Origin of the sequence: Cellulophaga sp. RHA19, assembly GCF_002813425.1 — a bacterium.
GTDB lineage: Bacteria > Bacteroidota > Bacteroidia > Flavobacteriales > Flavobacteriaceae > Cellulophaga.
The window spans coordinates 1,971,144-1,984,351 of sequence record NZ_PHUL01000001.1 but is presented as its reverse complement, the minus strand read 5'-3'; the positions used below and the strand labels follow the sequence as shown (position 1 = coordinate 1,984,351).

Sequence of the window (13,208 nt, the reverse complement as noted above, 5' to 3'; positions counted from 1 at the left end):
ATAAACCTTATGCAAACATATAAACTAACTGCTTTACTACTTTTTCTAGTTATCTTTTCTTCTTGTCAAAAAAAAGAAATAGAAGTTTTAGAGGATCAAGATTTTAATAAAAACTGGTTATTTATAAAAGATAGTGTACCAAATGCAGAAACTGTAAATTTTGATGATAGCAATTGGAGAAAAGTAAACGTACCACATGATTGGGCTATAGAAGGTCCGTTTAGCGACAAAAATAATGCTCGTAATGGTGGTTTACCCATAGATGGTATTGCTTGGTACCGAAAACATTTTAAAGTAGATGCAAAAAATAAGAATAAGCAAATTTCTATAGAGTTTGATGGGGTTATGGATAACTCTAAAGTGTATATAAACGGTAATTTTGTTGGAGAACGCCATTACGGATATAGTGGTTTTGAGTATAATTTAACACCGTTTATTAAATTTGGAGAAAACAATGTTATTGCCGTACAATTGGCACCAGAAATTTTGTCTGAAAGATGGTACCCTGGTGCTGGTATTTACCGCAATGTAAGGCTAAAATTAAACGAACCAGTGCATATTCCGCAATGGGGTACATATATTACTACACCTAAAATAGATGACAACAAAGCTATTGTTAACATAGAAACTAAAATTAAAAACACATTAAATAGTACTGCCAACATAGTCTTAGAGACAACTATTTTAGATATAAATAATGCAACTGTTGCTGTTTCTAACAACAAAGTAGAACTAGATAAAACATCAGAACAAAAACAAACACAAGAAATTACAGTTTCTAACCCTACTCTATGGGATATTGGTAAGCCTAATTTATACAAAGCCGTAAGTCGTATTAAAATAAACAATACTGTTGTAGATGAGTATACTACAGAATTTGGTATTAGAACTATTGAGTTTAAAAAAGAAGGTTTTTACCTAAACGGAAAAGCTGTAGAGCTTAATGGTGTTTGTATGCATCATGATCTTGGGCCTTTGGGTGCCGCTGTAAATTATAGAGCTACAGAACGCCAAATGCAAATAATGCAACAAATGGGTGCCAACGCATTACGCACAAGTCACAACCCACCTTCTACAGAAATGCTACAGGTTTGTGACAGACTAGGTATTGTGGTTATAGATGAAGCTTTTGATGAATGGAAAGAGGCTAAAGTACCTAATGGTTACCATAAATATTTTGACAAATGGGCAGAAAAAGATTTACGAGATATGATAAAAAGAGATCGTAACCACCCATCTGTAATTATGTGGAGTATTGGAAATGAAATTTTAGAACAAGGTAAAAAAGATGGTTGGAAAATAGCTAAAATGCTAAATGACATTTGCCATAATGAAGATGCCTCTAGACCTACAACTGCTGGTTTTAACTACTACCCTACTTCGTTTACAAATAAATTGGCATACCAAATAGATGTTGTTGGTGTAAACTACAAACCTGCTTACTATGCAGAAATTAGAGAACAGAACCCTGATATGATTTTTTACGGTTCAGAAACATCTTCACAAACAAGTACTAGAGGTTATTATGAGTTTCCGTTAAAAGAAAGAGTTAGCAAAGAAACAAATCAAGTTTCTAGTTATGATGTAAATATTGGTCCGTCTTGGACGTATCCTCCAGAGGTAGAATTTGAAGCCCAAAAGCAAAATCCACATTCGTTGGGAGAATTTATATGGACAGGTTTTGATTATTTAGGAGAACCTACTCCATATGGCGGAAGAGATAACTCTACAAACGGATATTGGAATGATGATTGGCCATCTCACGCTTCTTATTTTGCGCCTGTAGATTTGGTAGGTTTTCCTAAAGACAGGTTTTATTTGTACCAAAGTCAATGGACAACAGAGCCAATGGTACACGTATTACCACATTGGAACTGGGAGGGCAAAGAAGGGCAAACCATTCCTGTTTATTCGTATACAAATTGCGATGAAGTAGAACTTTTTGTAAACGGAAAATCTTACGGCAAAAAAATAAAAGGAAAAGACACCACTACTATTTTTGCAGAATATAACGGTTTTAAAGGCGGTACTATTGACTCTAAATACAGATTATCTTGGAATGTACCTTACCAACCCGGAAGCTTAAAAGTTGTTGGTTATAAAAATGGGAAACCAGTTGCTACTAAAGAAATTAAAACAGCAGGTAAACCTTATAAAATAAAATTAACAGCAGACAGAAATACGATTAATGCATCTGGAAAAGATTTATCATTTATTACAGTTAGGGTTGAAGATAAAGATGGTAATTTATGTCCTAAAGCAGATAACCTTATAACATTTAAAGTATCTGGTAATGGAGATTTAGAAGCTGTTGGTAATGGCAACTCTGCTTCACTAGAGTCTTTTAAAGCAAATTATATTAAATCCTTTTACGGTAAAAGCTTAGCTATTATAAAAGCTACAGAAACTGCTGGTGAAATTAAAATTACCGCAAGTTCAGATAAACTTAGTTCTGCTACAATAACTATAAAAACTAAGTAAATATGAGCTATTTAAAAAATATAATACTCTTTGTTTATTTTCTGCTTTTTATACAAATAGTAACAGCACAAAAGCAACCCAATATTATTGTTATACTAACAGATGATCAAGGTTGGGCAGATGTGGGGTTTAATGGTGCAACAGATATTCCAACACCAAACTTAGACAGGCTAGCATCAGAAGGTGTTGTATTTTCTAATGGATATGTTTCGCATCCATATTGTAGTCCGTCTAGAGCGGGTTTACTTACGGGTAGATATCAGGCGCGTTTTGGGCACGATTGTAATATGCCTTATAACGGAGAAAATGATGTTACAGTTGGTACACCCTTATCAGAAAAACTAATATCTGAAGCTTTAAAAGAACAAGGTTATAGAACAAGTGCAATTGGTAAATGGCATTTAGGAGATCACCCAGATTTGTACCCTCCTGCACAAGGATTTGACCATTGGTTTGGCTTTCCTGGCGGAGCTATGAACTACTGGGGAACAGCACAAAGTAAGATTAAGACCATATATCGTAACAGAAAACCAGTCCCCAAAGAGGAACTTGGTTATTTAACAGACGATTTTACCAATGAAGCCATTAATTTTATTAATAAAAAAGATAAGAAACCCTTTTTTATTTACTTGGCTTACAATGCACCACACGCACCAGACCACGCTACAAAAAAGTATTTAGAGAAAACTAAACATATAGAGTATGCTGGCAGAAGTGTGTATGCAGCTATGGTTAATGCCGTTGATGAAAATGTTGGCAAAATAGACTCTACACTAGTTGCTAATGGTATAAAAGACAACACTATATTAGTTTTTTTAAGTGATAATGGAGGAAGAATAGAGCATGCAGACAACAGCCCAAACAGAGGACACAAAGGAATGTTGTTTGAAGGCGGAATAAAAGTGCCATTTTTTATTTCCTGGCCAAGTAAAATAAAAGAAAAGAGCCTGTATTCTAAACCTATTTCATCATTAGATTTATTTCCTACGTTTTTAAATGCTTCGGGTGCTAGTGCTTCAAAAGAAAAACAATTAGATGGTGTAGATTTAATGCCTTACATATTAAATAAAAATAAAGGTAACCCACACAACATACTATTTTGGAGGTCTTCTGGTAATTTTGAATATGCTGTTAGAAAAGGAAAATACAAATTATACAAAAGTGCCTATAAAAATAAAACCCTACTTTTTAATATTGAAGAAGATAATTTAGAGCGGTATGACATTGCTAAACAACATCCAGAGATATGCTTAGATTTAGAAAAGTCTTATGCCAATTGGGATGCTAAAAATAAGGCTCCTGGTTGGTTAGATCCTCATGCAGAAAATGTAATTAAAGAGGATAAAAGATGGAAAAAAACACGCGAAAAATCCTTAAAAAAGTAATACTTTAGCCACAAAACCAATTCAATGATACATTTACTTAAAACCAAAAGAAAAAATATTTACTTTTCGCTAGCAATTGTAGCTAGTATTTTTACAAGCAGTTGTAAAGAAACTAAAAAAGACACAGACAAATCTGCCAATAAAGAAACAGCAATGGAGGCTACCAAACCAAATATTGTTGTTATTTATATGGACGATTTAGGCTATGGAGATATTAGTGCTAATGGTGCTACAGAAATAAATACTCCAAATATAGATAAACTTGCCAACGAAGGCGTTAGGTTTACTAATGGTTATGCTACATCTGCAACTTGTACCCCTAGTAGATATGGTTTACTAACTGGTGTGTACCCTTGGCGTAATAAAGATGCCGCTATTTTGCCTGGTACAGCACCACTTATAATTAGCACAGAGCAAACTACTATTCCTAAAATGTTAAAAAAAGAAGGCTACGCTACTGGCATTGTAGGTAAATGGCATTTAGGTCTTGGTAGTGGTAATGTAAATTGGAATGAACGTGTTTCTCCTGGCCCAAATGAGGTTGGTTTTGACTATTCTTACATTATGGCGGCTACGCAAGACCGTGTACCAACAGTTTATATAAAAAACGGACACGTAGATGGTTTAGATCCAAAAGATCCTATAGAGGTAGATTACTCTAAAAATTATGACAACCAGCCAACAGGTAAAGACAATCCGGAATTGTTAAGTATGAAATGGCATCACGGACATAATAATAGTATTGTAAACGGTATTCCTAGAATTGGTTTTATGAAAGGTGGCGAAGCTGCTAAATGGAGTGATGTAGATATGGCAGATCATTTTTTAAAAGAGGCTAAATCTTACGTTACTAAACATAAAAACGAGCCTTTCTTTTTATACTATGCTTTGCAACAACCACACGTACCCCGTACACCTCACCCTCGTTTTGTTGGTACATCTGGTATGGGACCAAGAGGTGATGTAATTTTAGAAGCAGATTGGATTATTGGTGAGTTTATAAAAACTTTAGAAAAAGAACAGTTATTAGAAAATACTTTAATTGTATTTACAAGTGATAATGGTCCTGTTTTAAACGATGGCTATTTTGATGATGCTGTAGAAAAATTAGGAAAACACACACCCGCAGGTGGCTTAAGAGGCGGAAAATACAGTTTATTTGATGCTGGTACACGTGTACCTTTTATTACGTATTGGAAAGGGAAAATTACACCAGGGGTATCTAATGCGCTAGTTTGCCAAGTAGATTTACTTAGTTCGTTTGCTAAACTAACTGGTAATAAAACTAAAACAGAAGACAGTAAACAAATGTTAGATGTATTATTGGGTACATCTAAAAACGGAAGAGAACATCTAATTTTAGAAGCTAGCAAAAAAACAGCTTTAAGGAGTGGCGACTGGGTACTGATTCCGCCTTACCCTGGTAAAGCTATAAATACACAAGTAAACATAGAATTGGGTATAGCTAATGAGTATCAACTTTATAATTTAAAAGAAGACAAAGAGCAGCAAAACAACTTGGCAAAAACAAACGCCAAAAAGCTATCTGAACTTATTTCTGTATACACACAATTAAGAGGAGAAACTACAGAGGAAATAAAAGAATTAGAATTGAAATAACTTATTACTTTAACCAAAATTTATAAGACCTTGAAAACATAATTCAAGGTCTTTTTTTATACAAACACTTTACCTTTTTGTACTAGTAATACCTTAAAAATATGTAATAAACCATATGTTCTATTTTTCAATACATATATAATTACCAAATAGACTAAGAATAAATAATTTTAATTTCTTATAAATCAAACTCATTATAATGAAAATAAAATTAGCGCTTTTAAGTTTATTTATTACTGCAATTTCTTTTGCACAAAGTAATAATTTACCAGAAGGATTTACTGTTGGTGACAGAACCAAAACAAACTTAAATTTTAACTGGAAATTTCATTTAGGAGATTTACCAAACGCTCCTACTACTATTAATTTTGACGATAGTAATTGGGAAAATGTCTCTGTGCCTCATGCACCACAATTGGTATCTTATGAGATGGATAGCATAAAAGAAACCTGGATACAAGAAAAGTATTTACGTGACATAAGTTGGTACCGCAGAAAAATTAATATTGATGCCAATGCTACAGGAAAAATATTTTTAGAGTTTGAAGCTATACATAATGCTACAGAACTTTGGGTAAATGGTAAAAAGGTAGGCAACTATGCTGTAAATGGTTATGTGCCTTTTTATTTTGATATTACAGACTTTGTAAACTTAGGAAAAGAAAATACTATTGCTATTAAGGCAGATAATAGTTTTAGTCAGGTAATTGCTCCTGATCCACACAGAACAGATTATGTAAAATTTGGCGGGTTATATAGAGATGTGTACTTGGTAACAACAAATAAGTTACACGTTAACTACAACTGGGAAGATTTTAATGCTGGCGTGCATATTACAACCCCAACAGTAAATAAGCATAACGGAACAGTTACTATAAAAACTACCGTAAAAAACGAAAATGCTACTGCCAAAAACACCAAAATAGTTACTAAAATTATAAATAAAGATGGCGTGGTTGTAAAAAAAATTACTTCTGCTAAAACAATAGCGCCTAATACTGTATACACCTTTAGACAATCTGCAACTATAGAAGATAATTACCATTTATGGTCTCCAGATTCTCCTTATTTGTACAGGGCTAACTCTGTTATATATGATAAAAATAATGCTGTTGATTTTGTAGAAAACAAATTTGGTTTCAGAAAATTTAGTTTAGAAAAAGGCAAAGGATTTGTTCTAAATGGTGAGCCATTATTTTTAGTTGGTGCTAATCGTCATCAAAATTACCCAAATATAGGTGATGCTGTTCCTAATTCTTTTCATTACAATGAAGCTCTACAATACAAAAAAGCAGGTATGAATATTATTCGCCTATCTCACTACACGCAAGATGATGCTTTTTTACAAGCTTGTGACGAGTTGGGTATTTTAGTTTATGAAGAACCTAGTACATGGATTTTATGGGGAGATGAGGCTTGGTTTTCTAATTTAGAAGACGCTACAAGAACTATGATACGTAACCACAGAAACCACCCGTCTATTATTGTTTGGGGTGCTGGCATAAACCACAGAGGTCCAGTACCAAGAATGCAAACCGTTGCTAAAGAAGAAGATCCGTTTAGGTTAACAGCATCTGCATCTAGCCCATGGAACGGAGTAAAAAATGAAGGTGTTACAGATATACACGCAACTATGGATTACCGTAGAACAGAATTTCCTGAGAGTGCTTTTACTATGGTTATGGAGCACGGTAGTACGCCAGATTCCGAGGTAAATCAGTTTCATATTTCTAGGTATAAAGGAAATAAAAACAATTTTGCAGCCATAACTTGGTTGGGGGCAGATTATAATCATTTACAACCAGATGTAGATGATGATCAATGGAAAAGGGATTTTATGACTACTTACGGTGTATTGTCTGCTTTTAGAGTACCTAAACCGGTTTACTACTGGTATCAATCTGAATTGGTGAAAAAACCAATAGTACATATTGCAGATGAAACAGCTTCTAAAAACGGAAAAGTTAGAGTTTTTAGCAATTGCCAAGAGGTAGCTCTTTATCATAATGGGAAACTTATTGCAAGGCAAACTCCAGATAATAGTCTTACCAAACTAAACCTAAACCACCCTTCGTTTACATTTAAATATAATTGGAAAAGCGGAACCTTAAAAGCTATTGGTTATACAAACGGAGAAAAAGTAACCGAATTTATTAGGCATAAGGAAGAAAGTCCGTATACTTTAAAATTAGATTTAAATATCACAGACCAACCTTTTTATGCTGGCGGATCTGACATACGACTGGTACACGCATCTATTTTAGATAAAAATGGCGAGGTGGTTACTAATACAAAGCAACGCGTAGAGTTTTTTGTATCTGGAGCAGGAGAATTAATAGACAATGGTAAAATAGATGCCAACCCTGCACGCTCTTTTAACGGCGTGGCATCAATTTATATTAAAGGTAAAAATAATCCAGGAAAAATTACAATTACAGCTAAAGCTAAGGGCTTAAAATCTGCCAAAACAAGCATTACAACATCAACCTATAACACAAATGAAATTGTAAATAATGCTACTCCTATTTACGATTTTCCGGTAACCAAAGTAGACATTGGAGGCAATAAACAATTAGTACAATTTGATTGGGAAGAATGGACAGGTAACAGCAATGCTAACTTAACTTATAACCTAAAGGATTTTAACGCAACTATTGCAGTTAGTGCTACAGATAAAATTAAATGGTTAGGAGATACTGCAATGTTAGGTGATTTAAGCTTTGTGGGAACAGATGGTTTATACTCAGAAAAAGGAAATTTAAGTCTTAACATAAGTAACTTAAAAGCCGGAAATTATGAAATAGAAACGTTTCACCACACTAGAAGAGGCAACGTTAAAATGACAAATGAAATTGAAGTACAGGTTGTAGATACTACTGGTTCTTTTTCAAGAAAATCTGATGATCATATAGTAGATTATTACCAGAATGATAATACAGGAGAACGCAAGCCATTATCTATAACATCTAACTTTTCTGCCGATGGAAAAAGCACAATAACCATCAATTTTAAAAACTTGCAAAATACAGGCGATTTGTGGCTAAATGGTTTTGTAATAAAACAAGTAAAATAATGTATTGTACTAACACCTACTTAATAAACTAAAAGAAATGAAAATAATGCTACAAAAAGAGTTTCTTTGGCTGTTTCTACTATGCTTTACAAGCATAATAGCCCAAGGACAAAATGAGAAAGTAATTTTTATTAAAGAACCAAATACTACTTTACAAGCTAATACTACGTATGAGTTTACTATTGGCTATGTTGCCTTAACTGATAGCGATTTAAGTGTTGAACTTAGCGGTGGACCATCTAAATTTTATGCTGGTAGCAAGGTAAAAGTAAAAAAAGGTCAGGGTATAAAAAAGTTAACTATTACCACTAATAAAAAACCAACTAAAGGCAAAGGCTATAAACTTGTTTTAAGTTTAAGAGATGTAAATGGCAATTGGAAAACTACACGTACAGGGCAGGTTATTAGCAACATAGAAATGGTTAAACAAGCTGTTTCATTTTCTAACAATGTAACGTTTTCTCCACTTTTGGCTACTAATATTTCTAGTAATTCAAAATACAATGTGCCTGTAAGTTACATTACAAAAGAACCAATATTTATACAAGCTGCCATTTGGGAGGGTGGTAAATGGTTAGCATCATCAGACCGTATAAAAGTTATGCCAGGGCAAGGAGAAAAGCAGTTACAAATAAATTATGAACAGGCTTTAGAGGGTAAAAATTATAAGTATTCAATCTCTTTTGGAGACAAAGAAGACTTTGATTCAAAATCATATGTAACTAAAGAAATTTCTGGAGTACAAATTACCAAAGCTGCCAACCGTTTATCTATTGCAGAGATAAACGATAAAAGCATACAGGTATCTGTAAATAACACATCTGATATTTTAATTCTACCATCAGCTACTAATTATGATTATATAAAAATAATTACATTAAAAGGGAAAACCGTTTCAGAGTCAAAAAACAGTAAATCTATTAATATAAAAAATCTTCCTAATGGTGGTTATTTTGCCATTACTAGCACAAACGAATATTACAAATTTGCAAAATTTTAAACATATGAAAAATAACATTTTAACGCTTATAGGCGTTACACTTTGTTCATTATGTTTTTCTCAGAATAATAGTGTACAAATAGATTTTACTACTCAAAAATTTATTGGAGATAAAAGTGAACTAAACAGAGAAAAATACTTTGCAATGCACGCGTCATACAATGACGGTGCTTTGGCTGAAGACCCCAATTATTTATTTAACGACCTAGGTATTAAATTTGGGAGAACATTTGCTGGGCCAGGACCTTTTTCTAAATATAAAAAAGGAGATTTATCTGTAAATAATGCTACAAAATTAGCTATTGCAAATGCACAGAGGTTTAAACAAGCTCCTTTATTTGCTACACAAAAAACAACAGATTTAATTATTACAAATCACCCTAGAGATGCTTATAAACTAGGAATGAATTTTGAAAAAGCTGCTACTTTTAACGTTGCATACATTAAAAAAGCATATCCTGTAATGCCTAAATATTATGAGGTTATGAACGAGCCTTTTGTACACGCAAAAGATTTTGTAGATAGTTATGATAAGACTCCTAAAGTAATTTTAGAAATGTCTAAATTTCATAAAATAGTAGCAGATAAAGTACACGCAGAAATTCCTAATATTATGGTTGGTGGTTATAGTGCTGCTTGGCCAGAATATGACAAAAATAACTTTGCTATTTGGAATACTAAAATGAAGGTTTTTATGGATACTGCTGGGGAAAGTATGCAGTTTTTTGCTACTCATATTTATGATGGCAGAAATGTAGAAGGCGACTTTAATTATAGGTCTGGGAGTAATTCTGAAGCAATATTAGACCTTATTGAGTCTTACGGTTACCAGAAATGGGGTGTTGTAAAACCTCATCTAATATCTGAATACGGTTACACTGCAAAAGGTTTACAAGGGCAACCTTATTCTGCTGCATTAAATGGTATTTGTTTAACATCATACAACAACATATTAATGTCTTTATTAGACAAACCAGACAGGTTACTTAAAGCAGTACCATTTATTACAGGTAAAGCAACGTGGTTTTATAAAGATAGTAGAAACCCAGATGGTCATCCTTATCCTTGGGTAATACTACGTAAAGGAAAAAATGGGGCGTACAAATACACACATCTAAGAAAATTTTGGCAGCTTTGGAAAGGTGTGCAAGGCAAACGTATTTACGCAACATCTAACAATCCAGACATACAAGTACACGCGTTTGCAAATAAAAATAAAGGCTATGTAGCATTAAATAATTTAGCTAATAATGCACAAACTATTAACTTAGATTATTTAAACACTAGTAATAAATTAGTAAGCAACTTAACTATAAAAAGGTCTTATAACAACAAAAATGGTATTCCAAAACTCGTTTTTTTTACTAATGAAAAAGCTATAAAAGAACTAACTTTAAAACCTGGTGAAACTATTATTTTAGATTATGACTTAGCAGACTATACATTTTCTAATGTTATTAGAGAAAACAATTACTATTCTAAATTATGCCTACAGGAAATAAAAGCCAATACGCCATTAGTATTTACTGTAGATAATGTTATGGCAAATAACAAAGGTATAGCAACTATAAAAATGGGACTTGGAAGAGCTCATAATTTATCTAAAAAACCTATTGTTAAAGTAAATGGTACTAAAATTACCGTGCCAAACAATTGGGCTGGGTATGACCAAGCTGGTAGAGAACAGTTTTTTGGTGTAATACCAATACCTACAGATATAAAAAACATAAAGAATGGGAAAAACATAATAGAGCTAACTTTTCCTGATTCTGGTGGCTATGTTAGCTCTGTAATTGTTAATGTAGAAAAATTTAAAAACTAATTTATGCAGCGTTATACAAAACTCTTACTAACTGGAATTTTATTTTCACTGACTATTGGTTGCCAACCCAAACAAAAAGAAATTGCTACCAATACCAAACCAAATGTAATTTTAGTAATTACAGATGATCAAGGCTATGGTGATATTGGTGCTCACGGAAATTCTATTATAAAAACACCTAATATAGACAGTTTATATTCTGAGAGTTATCACCTAACCAATTTTCATGTTAGTCCTACTTGCGCACCTACTCGCGCTTCTTTAATGACTGGCAGATATGCTAACAGTACTGGTGTGTGGCACACAGTAGGCGGTTGGTCCTTACTTAGGGAGCAAGAAAAAACTTTGGGTAATATGTTTGAAGAAGCTGGCTACATTACAGGTGGTTTTGGTAAATGGCACTTGGGTGACAACTACCCACATAGACCAGAAGATAAAGGTTTTAATGAAACAGTAATGCACGGCGGCGGCGGTGTACAACAAACTCCAGATTATTGGAACAATACTTATTTTAACGACACATACTTACATAACGGAAACCCAGAAAAATACAATGGTTATTGTACAGATGTGTTTTTTACAGAAGCCATTAATTTTATAGAAAAAAGTAAAGACAAACCCTTTTTTTGCTACATAGCACCAAATGCGCCACACGGTCCTTACAATGTACCTAAAGCGTATTACGACATTTACAAAGGTTTAAACGATACCATATTAGCCGACACACAAAAGCGTTTTTATGGAATGATTACTAATATTGATGACAATTTTGGTAAGCTTAGAAATAAACTTAAAGAATTAAAGATTGCTGATAATACCATCTTAATTTTTATGACAGATAATGGCACATCTGCTGGTTACTACAATAAAAAAGGTAAAGTTACTGGGTATAATGCAGGTATGCGTGGTGCAAAAGGCAGCCATTATGATGGCGGACACAGAGTTCCGTTTTTTATTTATTGGAAAGACGGTAAAATAAGTACTGCAAAAGATATACATACACTTACTGCGCAAATAGATATTTTACCAACATTAGCAGAATTGTGTAACATAGACTTGCCAAAAAATCATTTAGATATAGACGGACAAAGTTTGGTTGCTGTGCTAAAAGGAAAAGATACTTTAAACAATAGACTTTTAATAACAGACTCACAGCGTGTTCAAAATCCAAAAAAATGGAAAAGCTCTGCTGTAATGCAAAATAAATGGCGTTTAATTAATGGTAAAGAACTTTATGATATTAGCACAGATATTGGTCAGAAAAAAGATATTGCAGCTATTAACCAAAAAAAAGTTAAAGAAATGAGAGCCTTTTACAATAGTTGGTGGACACAAGTATCTAAAGACTTTGATAAAGAAATTTACTTTAAAATAGGTTCTAATAAAGAAAACCCTATTACACTAACTGCACATGATATACATGGTAAAGAAACTATGCAACCTTGGAACCAAATACAAATTAGACAAGGTAAAGTTGGTGCTGGTTATTGGAGTGTAGATATTTTAGAAGATGGTAATTATGAGGTTTCATTAAGGAGGTACCCAAAAGAGTCTAACTTGGCTATTAACACCACTACTCCACCAATTACTACTAAAGAAATTATTGGTTTGCAAAAAGATATTCCAGAAGGTAAAAACTTAAATTATAGTAAGGCTTCTATACAGTTTGAAAAACAAATAGTTTCTGAAATTGATGTAAAAGAGAATGATTTGTCAGCAAACTTCAATATCAATTTAAAAGCAGGAAAAACTAAGATGTATGCTAATTTTATTTCTGATAAAGGAGAAAAGAACGTGGCTTACTACGTTTATATTAAAAAGTTATAA

7 protein-coding genes are annotated in these 13,208 nt (G+C 33.1%); all 7 read left to right on the top strand.

Annotated features, from left to right (window positions below; genetic code table 11):
* Positions 1-9 precede the first annotated feature (9 nt).
* The 7 genes from galB to AX016_RS08650 all read left to right on the top strand — a co-directional run bounded on the left by galB (position 10) and on the right by AX016_RS08650 (position 13,208).
* Positions 10-2,481, top strand: a complete 2,472-nt coding sequence (galB, locus tag AX016_RS08680) for a beta-galactosidase GalB (RefSeq protein WP_100895229.1) — start codon at positions 10-12, stop codon at positions 2,479-2,481.
* A 2-nt stretch (positions 2,482-2,483) separates the two neighbouring features.
* Entirely contained in the window at positions 2,484-3,866 is a 1,383-nt protein-coding gene (locus AX016_RS08675) for a sulfatase-like hydrolase/transferase (RefSeq protein ID WP_100895228.1), read from the top strand.
* Between the two features lie 24 nt (positions 3,867-3,890).
* Positions 3,891-5,486, top strand: coding sequence for a sulfatase family protein (locus AX016_RS08670; RefSeq protein ID WP_100895227.1), 1,596 nt, complete (start codon positions 3,891-3,893; stop codon positions 5,484-5,486).
* 199 nt (positions 5,487-5,685) lie between these two features.
* Positions 5,686-8,559: a glycoside hydrolase family 2 protein gene (locus AX016_RS08665; protein WP_100895226.1), complete on the top strand. Its 2,874-nt coding sequence runs from the start codon at positions 5,686-5,688 to the stop codon at positions 8,557-8,559.
* A 37-nt stretch (positions 8,560-8,596) separates the two neighbouring features.
* Positions 8,597-9,559 (top strand): hypothetical protein, encoded by a 963-nt coding sequence (locus AX016_RS08660; RefSeq protein ID WP_100895225.1) that lies wholly within the window; start codon positions 8,597-8,599, stop codon positions 9,557-9,559.
* A 4-nt stretch (positions 9,560-9,563) separates the two neighbouring features.
* Positions 9,564-11,381: a beta-agarase gene (locus AX016_RS08655; protein WP_100896833.1), complete on the top strand. Its 1,818-nt coding sequence runs from the start codon at positions 9,564-9,566 to the stop codon at positions 11,379-11,381.
* 3 nt (positions 11,382-11,384) lie between these two features.
* Complete coding sequence (locus tag AX016_RS08650; RefSeq protein WP_100895224.1) at positions 11,385-13,208, top strand: arylsulfatase; 1,824 nt, start codon at positions 11,385-11,387, stop codon at positions 13,206-13,208.